The following is a 21,538-nucleotide window of genomic DNA, read 5'->3' on the forward strand; positions in this document are numbered from 1 at the left end:
TCGGCGCATCGCCCCCTGTGGCTTTTGGGAGGGGTGCGGATGCTCCGGATGGAAGCGGATCGTTCGGATCGCTCCGCTCGGGCGCATGGAACGTCGCCGCCACACGGGACGATCCGAAGCATCCGAATCAGATCCGGAGCATCCGCATCCCTCCCACAGGCACAAAGGGGTTTCGCGGTGCTGCTACGCGTGCGCCGCGTGGTTCCGTCGCTCGCCGCGCGGGAGCGTGAGCGTGAACGTGCTCCCCTCGCCCGGCACGCTCTCCACCGTCAGGTCGCCGCCCATGCCGCGCGCCAGCTCGCGGCTGATCGCGAGGCCCAGCCCCGTCCCGCCCTGCTCGCGCGTCAGCGTCGCGTCCACCTGCACGAACGGATCGAAGACGCTCTCCAGGCGGTCGGCGGGGATGCCGCGCCCCGTGTCGCGCACGCGGATGGCGACGCGCCGGCCCTCGTCCAGCGACGACGCTTCGAGCGCGATGCGGCCGCCGGGCGGCGTGAACTTCACCGCGTTCGACACGAGGTTGAGCAGGATCTGCGAGACGCGCTCGGCGTCGGCCTGCGCGTGCAGCGGCTGCACGAGCGGCGTGATCGCGAACGCCTGCGCCTTGGCCGCGACCTGCGGCGCCACCAGCGGCTCGACGTCGGCCAGCAGCTGCGCGACGTCCAGCGGCTGCAGGTCGAACGAGACGCGCCGCGCCTCCAGCTTCGCGAAGCTCAGGACGTCGTTGATGCGGCTGAGCAGCGCGAGCTGGCTGCGGCGAATGCGCGCCAGCGCGTCGCCCTGCGCGGGCGTGACCGGGCCGTGCACCTCGAGCGCCATCAGCTCCGCGTAGCCCAGCGCGGCGTTGATGGGCGTGCGCAGCTCGTGCGACATGGTCGCGAGGAAGTCGCTCTTCGCGCGGTTCGCGGCGTCCGCCTCGGCGCGCGCGACGCGCTCCGCCTCCAGCAGGCGCGCGCGCTCCAGCGCCTGCGCGCCCTGCGCGGCGATCGCCTCCAGCAGCGCGCGCTCCTCGTCGGTCACGGCGTGCGGCGCGCTCCACGACAGGCTGACGTAGCCCTGCGCCCGGCCGCCGATCGCCAGCGGCAGCACCGCGGTAGCCTGCAGCCCCGCGGCGGCCGCGGACGCGGCGGCGGCCGGAAAGCGGGCCGCCAGCTCCTGCGGCGTCGCGACGAACACCGGCACGCGGCTGCGCAGCGCCTCCAGCCCCGGCGAGCCGCTGGCCGCCAGCGAGTAGCGCTCCCACAGCCCGCGCCCCGCCCAGCCGATGCTGGCGACGGTCGTCATCGTGTCGCCGTCGGGGCCCAGGAGACTGACCGATCCCGTGGCCGCGCCGACGGCCGCCGTGCCCTCGCGCAGCACGACCTCCGCGACCTCCTGCGGCGTGGGCACGCGCGCGAGCTCCGCGGTCAGGCGCTGCAGCCGCTGCGTGTGCGCGAGCGCGCGCTCGGCGCGCGCGCGCGCGGCCCGCTCGGCCTCCACGAGCCGGCTGCGCGCCACCGCCAGCGCGCACTGGTCGGCGAAGCCCATGAGGAACTCGCGCCGCTCGTCGTCCACCTCGGGCGCGGCCGGATACCCCAGCGCCAGCGTCCCCAGGACGCGCCCGTCGACGCGCAGCGGCAGCGCGACCCACGCGCTCGCGCCCGTGGCCGCGGCCAGCGCGCGCGCCTCGTCGGCGGCGGGCGCGGCGTCGCGCGCGTCGCCCCACACGGGCACGCCCTCGCGCACCGCGCGCGCGACCGCCAGCGACGACGCGATCGGCAGCCGCCACCCGGCCGCGAGGTGCGCCGCACCGCCGACGCCGTTCACGGCCTCCAGCAGATCGGGATCGTCCGCGGTGCGGAGCAGCAGCAGCGCGACCGTCGCCGACGCGGCGGCCACCGCGCGCGGCAGCACCGCGCGCGCGACCTCCGACACGGTCAGCATGCGCGCCAGCGCGGCGCCGAGCTCGCGCAGCCGGTCGAGCCGACGCGCGCGGGCGGCGCCTGCCGCCTCCGCCGCGCGGCGCGCGGTCACGTCGGTCACGCCGCCCACCGCGCGCACCGGGCGGCCCTCGGTGTCGCGCACGACGTGCATGCGGTCCGCCACCCACAGCCAGCGCCCGTCGCGGTGGCGCACGCGGTACTCGAACTCGTACGACGTGCGCGTCGGGTCGTGCAGCAGGTCCACGTGCCCGTCGGCGCCCACGCGCGCCGCGTCGTCGGGGTGCACGCGGCCGTGCCACCAGTCGATCGTCGGGTCGGCCTCGGACGGCGCGACGCCGATCGTCTCCAGCAGGCCGCCGGTCCACTCCACGCGGCCCGTGCGCGCGTCCCAGTCGTAGACGAAGCCGCCGATGGCGCGCGTCGCCAGCCGGAAGCGCTCCTCGCTGCGCGCGAGCGCGACCTCGACGTCGGGCGCCATCGGAGGCGCGGACGGCGCGGGCACGGAGTCGTGCGGCGCGGGAAATTCCGACGGGTAGCGCTCGGCCGGCATCGCGGCTCCCGATGAGGCGTGGAGGCCGAACGTAAAACCCGTCGTCGCTGCGCGACAGACTGGACGCTTTCAGCGCGTCGCGTCCGCACCGACTGCGGGCGATGCGCTGCACCAGTCGATGCGCGCGCCGGCCATCGGTCCGCGTCAGGGGCCCGCTTCATGCCCCGCGGCCTGACCGACATGCCCGTCGCTCCCCTCCTCGGTCTCCTCGCGCAGCCGCGCGCGGTGGGCGAGCAGTCCGCCCTGCGCGTGGGCGGGCCGCACGCCGCGCGCATCGGCGAGCTGTGGAACCTGATGCTCTGGCTCGGGCTGGCGGCGACGGTGCTGACGTTCGCGCTGCTGGCGTGGGCGCTGCTCCGGCGGCGACGGCCCGACGAGCTGCCGCCCGAGGCCGACCGCCCCGCCGACCCGCGCGGCGAGCGCACGAACGACGAGAGCGGCGGCCGCGGACGCGCGGGGCGCGGCCGGCCGGCGAGCGAGCGGCGCGGCGCGCGCTGGGTGGTCGCGGGCGGCATCGTCTTCCCCACCGTCGTGCTGCTCGTCGTGCTGGTGGCGACGCTGCGCGTGCTCGGCGCCGTCGTCGCGCCCGCGAACGCGCTCGCCGCACCCGATGCCGCGCCGCGCGCCGACGAGCTGGCGATCGAGGTCGTCGGCCGGCAGTACTGGTGGGAGGTGCGCTACTTGGACGCCGAGCCCGCGCGGATCTTCGAGACCGCCAACGAGCTGCGCATCCCCGTCGGACGACGCGTGCTGCTGCGCCTGCGCAGCGGGGACGTCATCCACAGCTTCTGGGTGCCGGGGCTGCAGGGGAAGATGGACCTCGTGCCCGGCCGCGTGAACGTGCTGTCGCTGCAGGCCGACCGCCCGGGCGTGTGGCGCGGGCAGTGCGCGGAGTTCTGCGGCGTGCAGCACGGGAAGATGGCGCTGACCGTGGTGGCCGAGCCGCCACAGCGCTTTGCCGCGTGGCAGGCGGCGCAGCGCGCGGAGCCCGCCGCGCCCGCCGATTCCGCGCGCCTCGCCGACCGCGCGGCGTTCCTCGGCTCCGGCTGCACGCTCTGCCACACCGTGCGCGGCACGCTCGCCCGCGGTCGGCTGGGGCCCGACCTCACGCACGTGGGCAGCCGGCTCACGCTGGCCGCCGGCACGCTCCCCAACTCGCCGGGCAACCTGCACGGGTGGATCGCCGATCCGCAGGCGCACAAGCCCGGCAGCCTGATGCCCCCGGTGCCGATGACGACGGCCGAGCTGCACGCGATCGCCCGCTACCTCATCACGCTGCGCTGACGCCATCGATGGCCACGCTCGCCCCACCCGAGGAGCGCTCGCCCGAGGAGCGGCCGCCCGCGCCCCTGCCCGGCGAGAGCGCGGCCCAGCAGCGCGCGCGCGAGTTCGAGGCGACGTGGGACGCGCCGAAGGGCCTCCTCGGCATCTTCACGGTGATCGACAACATCCCGATCGCCAACCGCTACATGGTGACGAGCTTCGCGTTCTTCATCGTGGGCGGGCTGCTGGCGCTGCTGATGCGCGTGCAGCTCGCGCGGCCGGAGAACGGGTTCGTCGATCCGCACACGTACAACCAGCTGTTCACGATGCACGGCACGACGATGATCTTCCTCTTCGTCGTCCCGTTCATCGAGGCGTTCGCGAACTACCTGATCCCGCTGCTCAACGGCACGCGCGACCTGCCCTTCCCGCGGCTCACCGCGCTCTCGTACTGGACCTACCTGTTCGGCGGGATCTTCATCTACAGCTCCTTCCTGTTCGGCCTCGCCCCGGACGGCGGCTGGTTCGCGTACGTGCCGCTGAACCTGAAGCAGTTCTCGCCGGGGCTGAACATGGACTTCTGGGACATCGGCCTCAGCGTGGCCGAGGTCGCGGCGATCGGCGCGGCGGCGGAGATGATCGTCGGCATCCTGCGCATGCGCGCGCCGGGCATGTCGCTCAACCGCCTGCCGCTGTTCTGCTGGGCGATGCTGGTGACGAGCGCGATGATCATCTTCGCGTTCACGCCGCTCATCGTCGGCACGGCGATGCTGGAGCTGGACCGCAAGGAGCTGACGCGCTTCTTCGACGCGCGCTACGGCGGCGACCCGCTGCTCTGGCAGCACGTCTTCTGGGTGTTCGGCCACCCGGACGTCTACATCATGTTCGTGCCGCTGGTGGGCGTCGTGTCGCACGTCGTGCAGGCGTTCGCGCGCCGCCCGGTGATGAGCTACTCGCTGATGGTGCTCGCCATCGTCGCGACGGGCTTCCTCAGCTTCGGGCTGTGGGTGCACCACATGTACACGACCGGGCTCTCGCCGATGGGGATGGGCTTCTTCGCGGCGGCCAGCATGGCGGTCGCGATCCCGAGCGCGGTCAACGTCTTCGGCTGGATCGCCACGCTGTGGGCGGGGAAGCCGGTGTGGCGCACGCCGCTGCTGTTCGCCATCGGCGGCCTCGTGGTGTTCGTGATCGGCGGCGTCACCGGCGTGATGGTCGCCGCCACGCCGTTCGACTGGCAGGCGCACGACACCTACTTCGTCGTCGCGCACCTGCACTACGTGCTGTTCGGCGGCACCATCTTCCCGATCTTCGCGGGCCTCTACTACTGGATCCCCAAGTTCTCGGGAAAGCGGCTCGGCGAGCGACTGGGGCGGTGGCACTTCGGGCTGATGTTCGTCGGCTTCAACGTCACCTTCCTGCCGATGCACTGGACGGGGCTGCAGGGGATGCCGCGCCGCGTCTACACGTATCCCGCGGGGCTCGGGCTCGAGGGGCTCAACCTCCTGTCGACGGTCGGCGGCGTGGTGCTCACCGCCAGCATCGCGCTCTTCCTGGTGAACCTCGCGCAGTCGCTGCGGCACGGCGAGGAGGCGGGCGACGATCCGTGGGGCGGCGACTCGCTCGAGTGGTCGGAGTCCTCGCCGCCCGAGAACGCGCAGTTCGCGCGCATCCCCGTCGTGCGCAGCCGCCACCCGATGTGGGACCAGGCGACGCTGCTCCCGGTGCCCGACGACGACCCCGACACGACGCGCGCGGCACGGCTGCTCGACCACGCGCCCTCGCGCTGGCGCGGCTCGCTCGTGGTGGACGTCCTCGACGGCCGGCCGATCGGCCTCGCGCACCTGCCGCGCAAGAGCGGCTGGCCGTTCGTGATGTCGGTCGGCTTCACGCTCGTCTTCGCGGCCGCGCTGCTGGACCGCGCGCCGGTCTTCTTCGCGGGCGCGGCGGTGACGCTGGCGGCGATCGTCGGCTGGTTCTGGCCGCTCGACACGGAGCGCACCGCGATCGACGAGGCCTACGTGGACGAAGCGCTCGCGGACGCGACGCGCGTGGACGAGCAGGCGCACGCACACGGCGACCCGACCGACGCGCGCCCGGCCGCGCACGCGCCGCAGGACTACCGCCCGGGCGCGCACGGCCTCGCGCTGGTCGTCGGCGACCGCGCCGCGAACGGCTACTGGGGCACGGGCGTGCTGGTCGTGATCCTCCTCGTCGCCCTCGCGACGCTGCTGGCGTCGTACTTCTACCTCGGCGACGGCCCGACGCCGCTGCCCGACGGCCGCCACGCGCCGCCGCTCGCGCCCGCGCTGTGGGCCACGGGCGCGGCGGTGCTCGCGGCGATCCTCACGCGCGTGCTCACCGCCGCCTGCGACCGCCGCCGCGACGGCGTGCGCCGCCTCGTGCTCGTCGCGCTGCTCGCGCTCTGGGCGGCGTTCGCGTGGCTGGTGGTGCGCGCCTACCGCGCGGGCGAGTTCGCGCCCGCGGCCGACGCCTACGACTCGAGCGTGCTCGCGCTGCTGGGCTACGCGGCGCTGCTGGGCATCGCGGTCGCCGGGATGATCGTCGCGGCGCTGGCGTGGGCGTGGCGCGCGCCGCGCGATCCGCGCGGCCGCGGCGTCGCGCTCAACACGTCGCTCGTGAGCTACGCGACGTGCGCCGTCTGGCTGCTGGTGCTGGGCGCGGTCCACCTCTGGCCGCGCGTCGCATGAGGCCTTCGTGAGAGACGACGCGGGCACGCCCTCGCGCACCGCGCTCCTCGTCGCGCTGCTCGGCGCGCCGGCCGCGTGGACGGTGCACCTGCTGGTGGCGTACACGCTGGTCGCGCTCGACTGCTCCACGCGCTGGGGCGGCGGACGCGGCGCGATCGCCGCGCTCACGCTCGTCGCGCTGCTGGGCGCCGGCGCGTCGGGGCTGCTGGCGCGCCGCCTGTGGGTGCGCGCGCGCGCCGCCGACCGCCCCACCGACGACGCGTGGGACGCGCGCATGGGCGACCGCACGTCGCGCGTCGCGTTCCTGATGCTCGTCGGGCTCGTGCTGGCGGTGCTGTTCGCGGTCGCCATCGCCTACCAGGCCGCGCCGGTGCTCCTGGTGCCGGTGTGCTCGGCCGGGAGGAGCGCATGAGGGTGCGTGCGTGTCTCGCGGCCGCGCTGCTCGCGCCGGTGGTCGCGCTGGCCGGCTGCCGCGAGGGCGGCGTCACGCCGCGCCCCGCCGTCAGCGGCGGCGACGCCGAGCGTGGGCGCCGGATGGTGGCGGCGTACGGGTGCGGTGGGTGCCACGCCGTGCCCGACGTGCCCGGTGCCGTGGGGCGCGTGGGCCCGTCGCTGCACGCGCTCGCGGCGCGGTCCTACCTCGCCGGCACGATCCGCAACGACCCCGAGACGCTCGTGCGCTGGATCCAGGATCCGCAGGCGCTGCGGCCGGGCACCGCGATGCCCGACCTGAACGTCGGCCCGCGCGACGCGCGCGACATCGCGGCCTTCCTCTACACCGACCACGCGGGCGGCCTCGGCCCTCCGCACCTGCTGCCGAAGCGATGGCTCGGCGCACACTGAGAGTGAGTGGTATGCCTCCTTCCCGCCGCATGCCCAACTGCGCGCTCGTGCTGCTGCTCGCGGCGTGCGACCGCTCCGACGCCACCGTGGAGTCCGCGGGCGCACGGCCGACCGCGGCAGCGAACGACTCCGCGCCAGCCGCGTCGCCCGCCGCGCCCGATGCCGGCGAGGACGGACAGTGGACGATGCCCGCGCGCGACCACGCGTCCACGCGCTACAGCCGGCTGACCGAGATCACCACCGCGAACGTGAAGGACCTGCAGCTCGCGTGGACCTTCTCGACCGGCGTGCTGCGCGGGCACGAGGCGGCGCCGCTCGTCGTCGGCAGCACGATGTACGTCGTCACGCCGTACCCCAACCACCTGTACGCGATCGACCTCGCGCAGCCGGGCGGCGCGCTGAAGTGGCGCTACGACCCGAAGCCCGCGCGCGCCGCGCAGGGCGTGGCGTGCTGCGACGTCGTCAACCGCGGCGCCGCGTATGCGGATGGGAAGATCTTCTTCAACACGCTCGACGTGCAGACCGTCGCGGTGGACGCGGCGACCGGCAAGGAAGTGTGGAAGGTGCAGCTCGGCGACATCAACCGCGGCGAGAGCATCACCATGGCGCCGCTGGTGGTGAAGGGCAAGGTGCTGGTGGGCAACAGCGGCGGCGAGTTCGGCGTGCGCGGCTGGCTCACCGCGCTCGACGCGAGCACGGGCGCGATCGCGTGGCGCGCGTACGGCACGGGCCCCGACAGCGACGTGCGCATCGGCGCCGACTTCCAGCCGTTCTACGCCGCCGACCGCGAGAAGGACCTCGGCGTGAAGACGTGGAGCGGCGACCAGTGGAAGGTCGGCGGCGCGACCGCGTGGGGGTGGATCTCGTACGATCCGCGGCTCGACCTGATCTACTACGGCACGTCGAACCCCGGCGTGTGGAACCCCGCGCAGCGGCCCGGCGACAACAAGTGGGCGTCGTCGATCTTCGCGCGCGATCCTGACACGGGCATGGCGCGCTGGGCCTACCAGTGGACGCCGCACGACGAGCACGACTTCGACGGCATCAACGAGAACCTGCTGCTCGACCTGCCGATCGGCGGGCGCACGCGCGCGGTGCTCGTGCGCCCCGAGCGCAACGGCTTCGTCTACGTGCTCGATCGCGCGACGGGCGAGGTGCTCTCCGCCGATCCCTTCGGGCCGGTGACGTGGGCGCGCGGCATCGACCTCAAGACGGGGCGCCCGATCCTCAACCCCGAGAAGGCGACGGGCAACCGCCTCGCGCGCGACGTCTGCCCCGCGTCGCCGGGGATGAAGGACTGGCAGCCGTCGGCGTGGTCGCCGCGCACGCGCCTCCTCTACCTCCCGCACAACAACCTGTGCATGGACTACGAGGGCGTGGAGACCGGCTACATCGCCGGCACGCCGTACGTGGGCGCGCAGGTGCGCATGTACGCGGGCCCCGGCGGACATCGCGGCGTGTTCGCGGCGTGGGATCCGGTCGCGCGCCGCAAGGTGTGGGAGATAAAGGAGAAGTTCCCGGCGTGGAGCGGCACCGTCGTCACCGCGGGCGACGTCGTGTTCTACGGCACGATGGACCGCTGGTTCAAGGCGGTCGACGCGCGCACGGGCGCGCTGCTCTGGCAGTTCCGCACGGGCTCGGGGATCATCGGGCAGCCCATCACGTACCGCGGGCCCGACGGCAAGCAGTACGTCGCGGTGCTCGCCGGCGTCGGCGGCTGGGCGGGCGCCGCCGCGCTCGGCCTCCAGCCGGAGGTCGATCCGCACATCGCGCTCGGCTTCGCGGACGCGATGAAGGACCTGCCGCAGCACACGCCGCAGGGCGGGATGCTGTACGTCTTCGCGCTGCCCGACCGCGGAGGCACGCGATGACGCGCGTCCGGTTGTTCGTGCTCGCGACGGCGCTCGCGACGGCGCTCGCGGCGTGCGGCGAGCCGGCGGCGGAGCGCACGCTGCCGGGCGGCGCGCCGGTGCGCGACACCGCCGCGCTGCGCACCAGCGCGCTCTCGGCCGGCGGCGCGCGCGCGGACGTCGCGATGCGCAACCCGTACGCGGACGACGCGCTCGCGGTCGCCGAGGGGCGCACGCTGTACAACGCGATGAACTGCAGCGGGTGCCACGGCGGCGCGGGCGGCGGCGGCATCGGCCCACCGCTCGCGGACGCGGACTGGATCTACGGCGGCCAGTCGGAGAACATCGTCGAGGCGATCCTCAAGGGCCGCCCGAACGGCATGCCCGCGTTCGGCCAGCGGCTGCCGGCGGCCGAGGCGTGGAAGATCGCGGCGTACGTGGCGACGCTGCACGATCCCAAGGCGGACGCCAGTCGCGTGGGCATGCCGGGCCGCTAGCCGCTGCTGCGGTCGAGCTTGCGTCGCGTGCCCGGACGCGCGATGGTGGCGGCCGCCGCGCTGGGGTATGCGCCGAGTCGCGTGTTTCCTCCCAGCACGGTGGCCGCGCCGCGGCGGCCACCGACGTTCCAGGGCCGCGCGCCCCGCGTGCCGACCGGGAGATCGCCGTGACCGACCAGCTCGAGTCCGTCGAGGCGCTCGCGCGCACCGTGGCGCGCCGCCTCGCGCCCGCCTGCCGCTCGCTGAACGACAGCGAGTTCCGCGACGTCGTGGCGCGCGTCGTCAGCCTGGTGGTCGCCTTTCGCGACGACCGGCCGGCGACGGCGCCCGCCGCATCGCTGCCGGGCGACCTGCGCGGCGACGCCTCGTAGCGCACGTCGCGGCGGCATGGGCATCGCAGTGCTGGCGTCGCGTCATTCGCGACCCTCGCACTCCCACCGATGCCCGAGCGCCCGACCTTCCGCGCGTGCCTGCTGGCCGCGCTCCTCGCCGCATGCGCGACCGCCTGCACGCGCGGCGACGCCCCGCCGCGCGCCGACAGCGCGGCCGCGCCACGCGCGTCCACCGGCGCGTCCACCGGCGCATCCACCGGCGCATCCACCGAGCTCGCGTACGTCACGAACGAGGGCTCGGGGGAGATCAGCGTGATCGACGTCGCGACCGACAGCGTCGTGGCGACGATCGCCGTCGGCACGCGGCCGCGCGGCGTGCGCGTGACGCCCGACGGGCGGCTGGTCTACGTCGCGCTCTCGGGCTCCCCGCGCTGCCCGCCGACGATGCCGGACGAGGAGTGCGAGAAGCTCGCGGCCGACAAGAGCAAGGACGGCATCGCGGAGATCGACGCCGCGACGCGCCGCATCCTGCGCGTGCTGCCGGGCGGCTCCGATCCGGAGACGTTCGACCTCACGCCCGACGGCACGCGGCTGTTCGTCTCGAACGAGGACGTCGGGCTGGCGAGCATCGTGGACGTGCGGAGCGGCCAGGTCGCGCAGTCGGTGAAGGTCGGCACGGAGCCCGAGGGCGTGCGGCTCGCGCCCGACGCGCGCACCTTCCACGTCACCTCCGAGAGCGACCACGCGGTGACGGCCATCGACGCGTCCACGGGCGCGGTCCGCGGCCGGGTGTCGGTGGGCCGCCGTCCGCGCGACATCGCGTTCCGCCCGGACGGCCAGTACTACGTGTCGAACGAGATGGGGGGCACGGTGTCGCTCGTCGACGCGGCGGCGCACCGCGTGGCGGCGACGATCACGCTGCCCGAGGGCGCGCGGCCGATGGGCCTCGCCGTCACGCCCGACGGCGCGCACCTGTTCGTGTCGACGGGCCGCGGCGGCACTGTCGTCGCCGTCGACACGCGCACCAACGCGATCGTGGGCACCGTCGAGGTCGGCACGCGTCCGTGGGGCATCGCGCTCACGCGCGACGCGCGCAAGCTGTACGCCGCCAACGGCCCGTCGCACGACGTCAGCGTGGTGGACGTCGCAGATCCCGCCGCGATGCGCGTCGTGAAGACGCTGCCGGTGGGGCAGCTGGCGTGGGGGGTGGCGGTGGGGCGGGCGCCCGACTGAAGACTGCGGGCTGCGGGCTGCGGATCCTCTTGCTCCGTGCCCTCGGCGTCCCACGTCGCACCGTGCGTGCACGAACTACGCGTTGGGATGCGGATGCTTCGGATGGGAACGGATCCTTCGGATCGCTCCGCGCTGGCGTATGGGGCGTCGCCGCCATGCGGAGCGATCCGGCGCATCGGTCTTCAGATCCGGAGGATCCGCATCCCCAGTTCGCCGACCCCCACACGGCGCGCCGGCCCCTGAACGGCGGACGGCTGTGACAGGATCGGTCGGATGACGGGCTCGACCGGCGCCGATCCGGCCCGGGCGGCGTGATGGCCGCCCGAAACCGCGGAATCGTGCCCCGGCGGACTCGCGCGGCACGCCTCACGCATCGGGCGGCGGCGGGCGCGCGACGCAGCGCTGCCCCATCATCGCGATGCCCTGGGAGGACATCATGCACGATGCCTCATCCGCCGAGGAGTACAGTCCCGGACCGAGTCGGGAGGCGACGCGCGACGCGCTCTTCTTCCGGCTGGCGTACGCCGCGCGCTGTCAGGACGTGGCGGTGTGCCGGCGGCTCCACCAGACCGACGAGTTCGAGCTGCCGCGCCGACCGGTCCCGCGCGCCGACTGAGCGACCGCACCAGCGCACGACACGACGACGAGGCCACCCGGCACCGGGGGCCTCGTCGTCGTCGTTTCAGGGGCGCGGGACCACCGGCGCCGCCGTCAGTCGGAACTCGAAGGGCTGCTGCACAAGCTGCCGCACCTTCCGCCCGCCGACCTCCGCGGGCTGGAAGCGCATGAGCAGCACGGCGTCGCGTACCGCGCCGACGAACTCGAGGTTCGTGTAGCGCAGCACGCGGAACGACGTCGGCTCGGGGCGGCCGGTGGTGTCGACCACGAACTGCGCCAGCACCTCGCCCTCGATGTTGCTGGCGCGCATGGTGGGCGGGTACTGCGGCCCCACCGTGCCGCGCAGCGGCCGCACCGGCTTCTCCACCTGGAACTCGAAGAGCGCGCGCTGCTGGGGCACCTCCACCAGGAACTCGCGCTGCAGCACCGCGTCCATCGCCAGGTCGAACGAGTCGCTCACCACGTGCACGTCCTCGCGCACGCGCAGCGTCAGCTGGTAGCGGCCCGCTCCGGGGAGCAGCAGCGAGAAGACGCCGTCGGCCCCCGTCTTCATCGCGACCACGCTGTCGCGCGCCAGCTCCGCGCGCACGTCGACGCCGGCCAGCGGCGCGCGCGTCCGCGCCTCGACCACGCGCCCCATCACCACCTGGGCGGCGGCCACGCCCGGGCAGAGCGCGGCGAGGAGGAGGAGCGGCGGGAGGGCGGGGATCCGGGGCATCGGCGCAAGGGAGGCGGGTGGCCGACAAGGTGAGCCGTCGCGGCCCGGGCCGCCAGCGTAGCGTCGCGTCACGCTGCGCAGGGATGGCGCGCCCGGCCGTTCGATCGCACTCTCCGCGCACCCACCCGTGGAGAGGAGGCCATGAGCCGAGCGGACTGGCTCCGCGCGATGCCGATGATCGTCCAGGCGCTCGTCGGGCTCGGCGTGGGCGTGTGGACCACGTGGGCCGGGCTGCGCGGCATCCGCCGCCGCCCCGAGCACCCCATCGACGGCGTCGCGTGGGAGGAGCGCCCGCTCCCCATCCGGCAGCAGGACGCGATGGTCGGCGCCTTCATCGGGCTGCACGGCGCGGGACACGGCGCGCTGGCCGTCCTCGCGCTCGTGGACGCGATGCGCGGCCCCGATCCGTCGTCGGTGCCGCCCGGCGTGTCCCCCACCGTCGTCTTCTGGGTGGGCATGCTCGGCCTCCTCGTCGCGTGGGTGCTGGCCGGCGTCACGCTCGGCTTCCCGCTCGTCTATCGGCGCACCGCGCTCGTGCCGGTGCGCTTCGGGCCGTACGGCTTCCAGCACGGCGCGCGCGTCGTGGGATGGGAGGGGTTCAGCCACTTCGCGGTCGACCTGCCGGGTCGCGTGATCCGCGCGTACGGCGCGCGCATGCCGGACGTCGCGAAGGGCGTCTGGCATCCGCCCACGGAGGCGCTGTGTGCGCAGGCGGCGGCGGTCCTCGACGGCGTGCTCCCGCGCGCGCACACGCCGCGGCCGGGCGCGCCCGCGGCGCCGCATCGCTGGGCGCCGGTAGCGTGGCTGCTGGCGGGGATGGCGCCACTGCTGCTGGGCGGCGTGCTGCTCGCGGGCCACTGGTGGAGCGGCGCCTACTTCGCGGCGGCGGCGGTCGCGACGATGCAGCTGGGGAACTCGGTGCTGCACCACTTCGGGCTGGATTGACGCGGAGGACAGGTCCGTGAGGGAATCCGAGGCCGGCGCTCCGCCCCGAAGCTCCGCTGACGGCGTACGGCCCCGTCACCGAGACGAGTAGACGATTCGCGGCGGAACCGTTCGTCGGGCCATGCACGCTGAGACTGCAACGGCGGTGCGTCTCGACTCGCGCCGCTCTTCACGTGCCCGAAGGATTCACCTTGTCGATCTCATGCCAGAACAGTTGGGGGCTCGTGGGGTTCTCCGTCTCCTCCGCGCTCATCAGCGAGTCGGGGACATCATTGTGCGACAGGCCCAGCGCGTGGCCGACCTCGTGCGCCAGCACGTAGACGCTCGATCCATCCGCCAGAAACACCAGCGCGGTCGGCTCGTTCGTGACCCCCAGCTGCCGCCCTGCGAGCCTCCAGCTGAAGATCACGCGGACGTTGTTGGCGATCAGCAGCAGTTCGTCCGTCGGAAGGAAATGAAGGATGCGGTCTCGCCGCTCCTTCGTCACGTCGAGCGGGATTCCCAGGTCATCGCTCACCGTGAGCGTACGCGGAGCGAACTTGGGAGCCAGCTGCACGTTCGCCTGCTGGAGATACAGCTTCCCGACCGCTCCCATCATGCGCTGCGCATCCGGGATGGAGCGCACGGTCGAATGCTGGCGATCCTGCAGGAGCAGGATCGAATATGTTCGCACTCGCCGCTCCTTCACGCTCACCGTGAGGTGCGCGAGCGCATGACCGCGGCGGCTCTCGACGACGACCTGTGTGCGCCCCACCGAATGGCCAACCAGCGGGAACTGATAGTGCTCATCGCCCCAGAGGCTGATGCGCTCCTGGCATGCCACTGACACGATTTGGTCGTGGAGACTTCGGACGAAGCAGTCCTGATGTGGCGTTCGGATTCCGACGAGACGCGCTTCCTTGACGGGCACCATCTGGTATGGACCGGACTTCGAGTCGTGCCCGTCGAAGCCGTGGAATGCCATCGGTGTGAAGAACACGGCGGCCATACCGTAGCTCCTCCGTTGAACTGACGGTGGCCCAGGGCAGTCGACTTCCACGGTCGCCGCCGGGCGACGCATCCACTCTTGTCCTGCAGTCGTGATCGCACAAGGCCGCGCGACCGGGAGTGTGCGCACTCGAAGGTCGGCGGCATGCAGAGCGGTCCATGTCATTCGCTGCCGCGGCACGCGACTGCGGGGGGTCTCGGGCGGATTTTGCCCGTCGCCCTCGCCCTCGCGATGCGGTGCTGGCGCCAAGCGGGAACGGCCTCCACTATGGGGCGCCCGCCACGCGCCCCCGAGCCGCTCCGACGCCGGGGCTGGGTGCCAGTGGGCCCCGCCGTTTCGCCACTGCGCCGACGGGCTACCCCTCGCGCGACTGCGCCACGTGATCCTCGCGAAGCACGCCGAGTGCGAGAGCCGTCGCGTGGTGCGCGAGATCCTGGCCAAACGCGCGCGCACACCCTGAAGGCAGCGCTCCGCTAGATCGCACGACGGCACGGAAGACCACCCCGGTTCGGAGGCGACGCCGCCTTCGTCGGGCGGTTTGACCCGCAGCTTGGTCGCATGCCACGGATGGCGTCGTCCGTTGCACCTTCACTCTCGCACGTCCCTTCGCGCTCGGCGCCCCGGATCCCGGCGCTCGACGGCCTGCGTGGCGTGGCAATCCTCCTGGTGCTCGCCAATCACACGATTGCTCAGCTCGGGGATACGCTGCTCGGAGCTCGCCTCATCGCGGTCACCCGAGTGGGATGGCTGGGCGTCGACCTCTTCTTCGTGCTCAGCGGGTTCCTCATCACGGGGATCCTGCTCGACGGGCGCGGCGCGCCGGGCGCGCTGCGGCGGTTCTACGCGCGCCGCGCGCGCCGCATCTGGCCGCTCTACCTGCTCGTGCTCGCGATCCTCACGAGCATCGCGTTGTGGACGACGTGGGCCGCCGACGTGGAGCGCGCCGCGTTCCGCGACGCCGCGCCGTGGCTCTGGACGCATACGGTGAACTGGTATCACGCCCGGCCGTTCCCGACCTACCACAATCCGCTCGGCATCGCGGGCTACTGGTCGCTGGCCGTCGAGGAGCAGTTCTACCTCGCGTGGCCGCTCCTGCTCCTCGCAGTGCGGCGCGCGTGGGTGGGAGGGCTCTGCCTCGCGATCGCGGCTGCGAGTCTCGCGCTGCGCAGTGGATTGCTGGTGAGCGGCATGTCGGCCGGCGCCACCTACATGATGACCGTGACGCGACTCGACGGCCTCGCACTGGGCGGATGGTTGGCGGTGTGCGCGCGCGACGCCGCCCGGTGGGCGGCACTGCGGTCGCTCGCGAGGCCACTCATCGTCTCTCCGATGCGCGGTGCGCTGGCCTTCCTCGCCCTCGCGGCCATCGCGTGGGCGCTGGATCCCAGCATGCGCGCGGGCGCGGCTCCCGTGCAGCTCATCGTGATTCCTGCCGGCAACCTGGTGGCCGGGTGGGCGCTGGTGGCCGCGGCGACGGCCCCGGCGGGCTCGCCGCTCGCGCGAAGGCTCACCTGGGCGCCGCTGCGCTGGGCAGGCACCGTGAGCTACGGGCTGTACCTGCTCCACGGGCCGGTCCTCTACTTCGTCGACGAGGTCGCGACGCGCGTGGTGCTCGACATGCCGCGGCTGGTGCAGTTCCTCGCCGCCCTCGGGCTCACCGCCGTGCTCGCGGCTGCGTCCTGGCGATGGTGGGAAGGGCCCTGGCTGCGCGATCCGTCGGTGGAGCGCGGCCGCGCGCAGCCGCAGATCGTCGCGCCGTGACCCCGCCATGAAGCGCTCGTTGTGGCCCGCACCGCGGCGTGTCGGGATCGCCCTGCTGCTCGCTGCCCTCGCGTTCTCCATCATGGCGAACGTGAAGCTCTGGCGGCTCGTGAATGGCCTCGAGCGCGCCGCCGCGCGCCAGGCGCTGGACCCGATCGGCCTCGAGGTCTTCGCGTCCGATCGAGCGGCGGCGACGCGTCCCGCGGGACGCCGCCTCGTCATGTTCGGCGACTCGCGCGTGGTCACGTGGCCCGTCCTGGTCGTACCCGGGCTCGAGTACGTCAACCGCGGCATCGGCGGCCAGAGCACCGCGCAGCTGGTGCTCCGCTACCCGGTGGACGTCGCGCCCCTGCAGCCATCCGTGGTGCTTGTCCAGGCGGGCGTGAACGATCTCACGAAGCTGGCGCAGTTCCCTGAGGAGCGTGCGAGCATACTGCGCCAGTGCAAGGCGAACCTTGCCAGACTCGTGACGCTCGCGCGGGCAGACAGCTCCAGGGTGCTCCTGACGACCATCTTCCCGCGCTCGAGCGCGGCGCGTGGCGGCCGCGCGGCCCCGGTGGACGCGGCGATCGCCGAGGTGAACGCGTACATCCGCACGTTGGCGGGGCCGGGCGTGCGCGTGCTTGACGTCGTGCCGTTGCTCGTGGGTCCGGATGGCGGGGTCCGTCCCGAGTTCGCGGACGACAGCGTGCACCTGAACGCGGCAGGGTATGAGGCGATCTCGCGATCGGTGCTGCAGGAGCTTGAGCTCCTGAAGGCAGACCTGGCCGCCGCACCCACCGGCACTCCGGAGGTGCCATGACGCGCACGGTCGGCATGAGCCGCGTGGCGTGGGACGGCCTGCCGGCGGAGCTGAAGCGCGAGCGGGAGCGCGTCCACGCGCTCGCTCCGCGTCGGCACGGCCCTGGGCGCTGTTTCTCGCCGACGGCCGGCTGCGCGACAGGATGCCGTGGAGCGTGGCGATCGTGCCGACGTCGAAGCTCCCGCCGTCGAGGATCAGCGTCAGCGACGTGATCGCACGGGTGGACTTCCACGCGCCGCCACCGTGAATGCCAACGCCCACGCCGTTGGCGAGCCCGATGTCGTGGTCGTCGGCGTGCTCCCAGAGCTCGTGTCGCGGTAGCAGAACAGGCGCACATCCACCGCGCCCGCGCGCCCTGCCGCCGCCGACGCGGAGCCGGGGACCCCGAGGTCGACAGACGCGACAGCGGCGCCGTTCGCCAGCGTGACGGTGTCCTCGGACGGAGGCCATGCGCGTGGCGGCGACGGCGCACGCTTGTGACGCTCGGTGACAGGCTCCACGTTTCGCCACCCGACGGCCCGATGCAGGGCTCCCGTCGGCGAGGCTGCGCAGCTCTCGCGGTCTCGCGTCGCGCGATTCGCCCTCCGAGACTTCTGGTGCCGCCGTCCCGATTGCAGCCGCGCCGCGCGGCCGTCCTGCTGCTCCTCGTGGTGCTCCTCGGCTGCCGCGAGGGAGCCGGACCGACTGGTGGTGGGCAGCAGCCACCACCACCCACTGCGGCCACCGTGCTGGTGCGGGGCGCGCCGACGACACCGGTTCTCGTCGGTGGCACCGTGCAGCTCGAGGCAACGGTGTTGGACGGCAGCGGTGCGCCGCTCGCTGGCCGGCCGACCGCGTGGACGACGAGTGACACGGCCATCGCGCTCGTGAGCTCGACGGGGCTGGTGACGACCGTCGGTGCGGGTCGGGTGACGATCACCGCGTCGAGCGACGGGAAGGCCGGCACCTCCGTGCTCGACGTGCGCGCCGGTGGGGCGATCGGCGCCGAAGGCGGGGTGCTGCTCATGCTCGGCGGTCGCGCGGTGCTGATCGTGCCGCGGGATGCCGTCACGCAGTCCACCACGCTGCTGCTCGCGCCGTCGACCGCGGGCGCCTCGGCGTCGCGCCTGGTCCCGGGCACCGCCTTCGAGCTCGCGCCCGAGGGGCTCACCTTCGCGTGGACGCCCACGCTCAACCTGAAGTACGACGCGGCGCGCATCCCCGCCGGCGTCCCGGCGAGCAGCCTCCGGCTCCACCTGCTCGTGGACGGCGTGTGGACCCAGATGCGCGGGGGCGGTGTGGACACCACCACGCGTCTCGTCTACGCGCCGATCACGCGTACGGGCGTGTACGCGGTCGTCGGCATCGCCGTCGACCGGGTGACGCTGACGGGCGGTCTGGTCGGTGGTGCGCTCGTCGTCGGGCAGTCGGCGCGCCTGGGTGCCGCGACCTTCGACGCGCTCGGCACGTCGCTCGTCGGGCGCGCGGTGACGTGGCAGAGCTCCGACCCGTCCGTCGCCACCGTCGGTGCGGACGGCACCGTGACGGCCGTGGGCGCCGGCTCGGTGACCGTGACCGCGACCAGCGAGGGCCGGAGCGCGGCCACGACGCTCGCCATCCTTCCGCGCCCGACGCCCGACTGGCGCGAGGCCGTCGAGTGGACCACGTACCAGGGCAACGCGCGGCGCACCGGCTTCGTCCCCGTCACCGCCGATCCTGCCGCGTTCCGCGAGCTCTGGGTCTCGACCCCGTTCGGCGCGCTCGCGCTCAGCCCCGTGACGACGGCCGCCGGGCAGGTGTTCGTGTCGACGGGCGCGTACTCCGGCACGTCGGTGAAGTGGACGGGCGCGGTCGACGCGCGGACCGGCGTCGTGCAGTGGTCGCGCGACTTCGGGGCCATTCACGGCGCGAACCCGCCCGCGTATGCGGACGGCACGGTGTACCTCAGCACGAGTGGCTTGAACTTCCTCTGGGCACTCGATGCCGCGACCGGTGCGGAGCGCTTCCGCAGCCCGTACCGCAACCAGCGCTCCGCCTACTTCGCACCGGCGATCGTCGGCGGTGTGGTCTACGTCGGCGGGGGTGAGTTCGATGGCGTCTACGCGTTCGGCGCCGCGGACGGCGTGGAGCGGTGGTTCCGCTCGACGCTCCAGATCGATCGGTGGACGCCCGCCGTGGACGAGGGCGTGGTGTACCTCTACCCCAGCGCGAGCCCGCCGAAGGTGAGCGCGCTGAACGCGGCCACCGGACAGGTGCTGTTCGAGATCCGCGATCCGGGATACGACGGGCCGTTTCCGGGCCTCAACCTCGCGCCGGCACTCGGCGGATCGAACGACCTGCTCGTGACGAACAATGGTCGGCTCCTCTCGTTCGACCTGCAGCGCCGCGTGATCGGGTGGACGCAGTCGGGCGAGTACACGGGCACCGTGGCCGTCGGCGGCGGCGCCGTCTACGCGGTCAACGGCACCCAGGTGGACGTCCGACGGCAGAGTGACGGGTCGCTGATCGGCTCCTGGACGCCGCCGGAGGGACAGGTGCGCGCCCCCGTCCTCGTGACGCGGAACCTCCTCTTCGCGAGCACGGCCGCCGCCACGTACGCCGTGGACCTCGCCACGCGGCGGCACGTGTGGAGCTATCCGGGTGGCGGCGCCCTGGCGCTGAACGCGAACGGCGTGCTGTTCATCGCGCAGGCGAACGGACGGCTCGCCGCGATCACGCTTCGCTGAACGGGCGGACGAGGCGGCGACGCGGCACGCTGGCGCGGACCGTCTCCTGCACGCGACGACGGCCCGCTCTCCAGTTGGAGAGCGGGCCGTCATGCGTTCGAGAGAGGCACCGGTCGGAATCGAACCGACGAATAGCAGATATGCAGTCTGCTGCCGCCGTTCGTGGCTGGTTGCGCCACGTTCGTATCTCTCGCACCGGCAGGCACTTCGCGCCAGCCCGCCATTACGCCTCTCGGCACGCGATTGCGGGGCATTCCGGGCAATTCCTGCCCAAGGGGTTTGCCTGCGCCTCCCCTACCGCGGGCGAGGATGACACCGCCGCGCCATCATGTGCCGCGCACGCGCTTGCGGATATGGTGCGTAGCTCCCACGCCCGTTACCACCACGGCCCGTGCAGCCGCATTGAGGAGACCTTGCCATTCAGCCCGTTACCGCCCGAGTACCACAGAAGCAACCCGGTCCGCCTTACCCATGACGCGACCGGCGTGATCTCAAGCTGGCCAATACTTCTCTTGGCATCATCAGTCTTGATCACGATCACGAAGTCGTCGTCCGTCTTGCCCTTGGGGGAGTCATACAGGGTAATACAGGTCCCCGCCGGGCCCGTGATGGTTAGAGATCGCGTGGCGTCATTCCAGAAAACGAGTTCGGCGAAGGACTTCTTGGCGCGCGCCGCCCGAACGAAGTGTGCGTCGCCCTTTGTGTCATCGTCATCGAACAGCGAGCAGAACACGTCAGCCGCCCGCGTTTCTTCAAACGTCAGCAGCCGCGGACAGCCCTCGGGCAGCCCCCGCGGACGCTTAGGGCGCGGCGGCGGGACCGGGGGGCGCGGGATCGGCCACAGCACCGCCTCTGCGGGGCTGTTGAGGGTAGGCTGCGAGTGCCCGTGATCGTTGTCGTGCTTCACGTACCAGCCTCCGTGGGTGAGCGTCAGAGGGCCGGGCGCCGGGACGGTCGCAGCGCGGCCACGCTAACATGTACCGACCCGCCAGATTGGCTAGTGCCAGGATCGGTGGCCACGAGCCCGGCGCACCGCTGTCGCGCCTCGCGCGCGTGGTCGCGGCGCACCATGCCGACGATCCGTCAGTGCCCGCCGTGCTGGCGTGGATCGAGCGCCGCCAACGACAGCTCGCCGCGCCGTCCGTGTTCGCGGCAGGGCACACGGGCGCCCACCGTGCCCGCCTATGAGGCCCCAGCGTCCCCGTCGTCGGCCGCCGTGGCTGCGGCTCGTGAGGGACCACCCGGCGCTGCTCATGCGGGTCGATTTGGCCGCCGTCGACCACGTGGCGGCCGCGCTGGGGCGCGCCGCGACCGATCCCCGCCACAGGCCGGCCGACCGCCAGCTGTTCGAGCAGGCGCACGACGTCGACCAGGTGTTGCGGGCGGGCGGCCGCGAATGGGAAGCGTTCACCGCCGCACAGCTCGCGTTGCGGCTGCGGGAGGCGTTGAAGCCTCAGCCGCCATCGAGGGGCGCGTGACACCGCGTGACGCGAGGCCTGCCAGCTCGTCACGGGTTTCGGTGAGCATAACGCGGGTTGCCCCGCGCGTGCCCGCCGCTCGGTAAACGCGGTCAGCCGCGTCCCATCCGGCAGGATCGTGACCCTCCGTGCAAGGGGAAGCGACAAAGGCAAACCCGACGAAAGTCGGCGACGCAAAGCTACGAGGCTACCGCAGCGAGATCGCTGCCATGCCAGTCGGGCTGCCGTCACTTCCATAGCCCGGGAGGGCTACTTGTATGCATCCGCTTTGGCGGGATGTAGTGGTTGCCAGCGCGCTCGTCGTCGTGCTTGTGACCTTGCT

18 protein-coding genes and 1 riboswitch are annotated in these 21,538 nt (G+C 73.2%); of the genes, 14 read left to right on the top strand and 4 right to left on the bottom strand.

Going from position 1 to position 21,538, the window contains the following annotated elements; all coding sequences use genetic code 11:
• Nucleotides 1–183 precede the first annotated feature (183 nt).
• Nucleotides 184–2,424 carry an ATP-binding protein gene (locus rosag_RS10040; protein ID WP_284349972.1) on the bottom strand — a complete coding sequence of 747 codons (2,241 nt, stop codon included), beginning with the start codon at nucleotides 2,422–2,424 and terminating at the stop codon, nucleotides 184–186.
• A gap of 228 nt (nucleotides 2,425–2,652) precedes the next feature.
• Between rosag_RS10040 and coxB the strand changes: the two genes are divergently transcribed.
• The 9 genes from coxB (at nucleotide 2,653) to rosag_RS10085 (ending at nucleotide 11,817) form a co-directional block, all read left to right on the top strand.
• Nucleotides 2,653–3,756 (top strand): cytochrome c oxidase subunit II, encoded by a 1,104-nt coding sequence (gene coxB / locus rosag_RS10045; protein ID WP_284349973.1) that lies wholly within the window; start codon nucleotides 2,653–2,655, stop codon nucleotides 3,754–3,756.
• An 8-nt stretch (nucleotides 3,757–3,764) separates the two neighbouring features.
• Nucleotides 3,765–6,446 carry a cytochrome c oxidase subunit I gene (gene ctaD, locus rosag_RS10050; protein WP_284349974.1) on the top strand — a complete coding sequence of 894 codons (2,682 nt, stop codon included), beginning with the start codon at nucleotides 3,765–3,767 and terminating at the stop codon, nucleotides 6,444–6,446.
• Between the two features lie 7 nt (nucleotides 6,447–6,453).
• On the top strand, nucleotides 6,454–6,858 hold the full coding sequence (locus rosag_RS10055; protein ID WP_284349975.1) for a hypothetical protein: 405 nt from the start codon (nucleotides 6,454–6,456) through the stop codon (nucleotides 6,856–6,858).
• Entirely contained in the window at nucleotides 6,855–7,289 is a 435-nt protein-coding gene (locus rosag_RS10060) for a c-type cytochrome (protein ID WP_284349976.1), read from the top strand. Before rosag_RS10055 ends, rosag_RS10060 begins: the two co-directional genes overlap by 4 nt.
• A gap of 11 nt (nucleotides 7,290–7,300) precedes the next feature.
• The gene (locus rosag_RS10065) at nucleotides 7,301–9,160 is read left to right on the top strand and encodes a methanol/ethanol family PQQ-dependent dehydrogenase (protein ID WP_284349977.1); all 1,860 of its coding nucleotides are present in this window, start codon (nucleotides 7,301–7,303) and stop codon (nucleotides 9,158–9,160) included.
• A complete protein-coding gene (locus tag rosag_RS10070; RefSeq protein WP_284349979.1) occupies nucleotides 9,157–9,636 on the top strand; it encodes a c-type cytochrome in 480 nt (159 codons plus the stop codon). Before rosag_RS10065 ends, rosag_RS10070 begins: the two co-directional genes overlap by 4 nt.
• 167 nt (nucleotides 9,637–9,803) lie before the next feature.
• A complete protein-coding gene (locus tag rosag_RS10075) occupies nucleotides 9,804–10,007 on the top strand; it encodes a hypothetical protein (RefSeq protein WP_284349980.1) in 204 nt (67 codons plus the stop codon).
• Nucleotides 10,008–10,076: 69 nt separating this feature from the next.
• Complete coding sequence (locus rosag_RS10080) at nucleotides 10,077–11,201, top strand: beta-propeller fold lactonase family protein (protein WP_284349981.1); 1,125 nt, start codon at nucleotides 10,077–10,079, stop codon at nucleotides 11,199–11,201.
• Nucleotides 11,202–11,637: 436 nt separating this feature from the next.
• Nucleotides 11,638–11,817 (top strand): hypothetical protein, encoded by a 180-nt coding sequence (locus tag rosag_RS10085; protein ID WP_284349982.1) that lies wholly within the window; start codon nucleotides 11,638–11,640, stop codon nucleotides 11,815–11,817.
• A gap of 66 nt (nucleotides 11,818–11,883) precedes the next feature.
• On the opposite strand, the gene rosag_RS10090 is transcribed toward rosag_RS10085, so the two are convergent.
• Nucleotides 11,884–12,537: a TonB family protein gene (locus rosag_RS10090; protein WP_284349983.1), complete on the bottom strand. Its 654-nt coding sequence runs from the start codon at nucleotides 12,535–12,537 to the stop codon at nucleotides 11,884–11,886.
• A 141-nt stretch (nucleotides 12,538–12,678) separates the two neighbouring features.
• Here rosag_RS10090 and rosag_RS10095 point away from each other — a divergent pair, with 141 nt between their 5' ends.
• Nucleotides 12,679–13,482 carry a hypothetical protein gene (locus tag rosag_RS10095; RefSeq protein ID WP_284349984.1) on the top strand — a complete coding sequence of 268 codons (804 nt, stop codon included), beginning with the start codon at nucleotides 12,679–12,681 and terminating at the stop codon, nucleotides 13,480–13,482.
• Between the two features lie 169 nt (nucleotides 13,483–13,651).
• On the opposite strand, the gene rosag_RS10100 is transcribed toward rosag_RS10095, so the two are convergent.
• On the bottom strand, nucleotides 13,652–14,470 hold the full coding sequence (locus rosag_RS10100; RefSeq protein WP_284349985.1) for a matrixin family metalloprotease: 819 nt from the start codon (nucleotides 14,468–14,470) through the stop codon (nucleotides 13,652–13,654).
• Between the two features lie 567 nt (nucleotides 14,471–15,037).
• On the opposite strand from rosag_RS10100, the gene rosag_RS10105 reads away from it, so the two are divergent.
• From rosag_RS10105 to rosag_RS10115, 3 genes are all read left to right on the top strand, one after another.
• Nucleotides 15,038–16,231, top strand: coding sequence for an acyltransferase family protein (locus tag rosag_RS10105; RefSeq protein WP_284349986.1), 1,194 nt, complete (start codon nucleotides 15,038–15,040; stop codon nucleotides 16,229–16,231).
• A gap of 7 nt (nucleotides 16,232–16,238) precedes the next feature.
• Nucleotides 16,239–17,033, top strand: a complete 795-nt coding sequence (locus rosag_RS10110) for an SGNH/GDSL hydrolase family protein (RefSeq protein ID WP_284349987.1) — start codon at nucleotides 16,239–16,241, stop codon at nucleotides 17,031–17,033.
• A 596-nt stretch (nucleotides 17,034–17,629) separates the two neighbouring features.
• Entirely contained in the window at nucleotides 17,630–19,738 is a 2,109-nt protein-coding gene (locus tag rosag_RS10115; protein WP_284349988.1) for an outer membrane protein assembly factor BamB family protein, read from the top strand.
• Between the two features lie 376 nt (nucleotides 19,739–20,114).
• Here rosag_RS10115 and rosag_RS10120 read toward each other — a convergent pair whose 3' ends face one another.
• On the bottom strand, nucleotides 20,115–20,645 hold the full coding sequence (locus tag rosag_RS10120; RefSeq protein WP_284349989.1) for a hypothetical protein: 531 nt from the start codon (nucleotides 20,643–20,645) through the stop codon (nucleotides 20,115–20,117).
• A 322-nt stretch (nucleotides 20,646–20,967) separates the two neighbouring features.
• Between rosag_RS10120 and rosag_RS10125 the strand changes: the two genes are divergently transcribed.
• Nucleotides 20,968–21,216 carry a hypothetical protein gene (locus tag rosag_RS10125; protein WP_284349990.1) on the top strand — a complete coding sequence of 83 codons (249 nt, stop codon included), beginning with the start codon at nucleotides 20,968–20,970 and terminating at the stop codon, nucleotides 21,214–21,216.
• Nucleotides 21,217–21,354: 138 nt separating this feature from the next.
• Nucleotides 21,355–21,445: riboswitch (cyclic di-GMP riboswitch) on the top strand.
• The last annotated feature ends 93 nt before the right edge of the window (nucleotides 21,446–21,538 follow it).

It is taken from the genome of Roseisolibacter agri (assembly GCF_030159095.1).
GTDB lineage: Bacteria > Gemmatimonadota > Gemmatimonadetes > Gemmatimonadales > Gemmatimonadaceae > Roseisolibacter > Roseisolibacter agri.

Bases quoted from the DNA above. Each gene is read 5' to 3' on its own strand.
- coxB (WP_284349973.1), top strand. From the start codon at position 2,653: ATGCCCGTCGCTCCCCTCCTCGGTCTCCTCGCGCAGCCGCGCGCGGTG.
- ctaD (WP_284349974.1), top strand. From the start codon at position 3,765: ATGGCCACGCTCGCCCCACCCGAGGAGCGCTCGCCCGAGGAGCGGCCG.
- rosag_RS10060 (WP_284349976.1), top strand. From the start codon at position 6,855: ATGAGGGTGCGTGCGTGTCTCGCGGCCGCGCTGCTCGCGCCGGTGGTC.
- rosag_RS10065 (WP_284349977.1), top strand. From the start codon at position 7,301: ATGCCTCCTTCCCGCCGCATGCCCAACTGCGCGCTCGTGCTGCTGCTC.
- rosag_RS10070 (WP_284349979.1), top strand. From the start codon at position 9,157: ATGACGCGCGTCCGGTTGTTCGTGCTCGCGACGGCGCTCGCGACGGCG.
- rosag_RS10080 (WP_284349981.1), top strand. From the start codon at position 10,077: ATGCCCGAGCGCCCGACCTTCCGCGCGTGCCTGCTGGCCGCGCTCCTC.
- rosag_RS10085 (WP_284349982.1), top strand. From the start codon at position 11,638: ATGCACGATGCCTCATCCGCCGAGGAGTACAGTCCCGGACCGAGTCGG.
- rosag_RS10090 (WP_284349983.1), bottom strand. From the start codon at position 12,537: ATGCCCCGGATCCCCGCCCTCCCGCCGCTCCTCCTCCTCGCCGCGCTC.
- rosag_RS10095 (WP_284349984.1), top strand. From the start codon at position 12,679: ATGAGCCGAGCGGACTGGCTCCGCGCGATGCCGATGATCGTCCAGGCG.
- rosag_RS10100 (WP_284349985.1), bottom strand. From the start codon at position 14,470: ATGGCCGCCGTGTTCTTCACACCGATGGCATTCCACGGCTTCGACGGG.
- rosag_RS10105 (WP_284349986.1), top strand. From the start codon at position 15,038: ATGGCGTCGTCCGTTGCACCTTCACTCTCGCACGTCCCTTCGCGCTCG.
- rosag_RS10110 (WP_284349987.1), top strand. From the start codon at position 16,239: ATGAAGCGCTCGTTGTGGCCCGCACCGCGGCGTGTCGGGATCGCCCTG.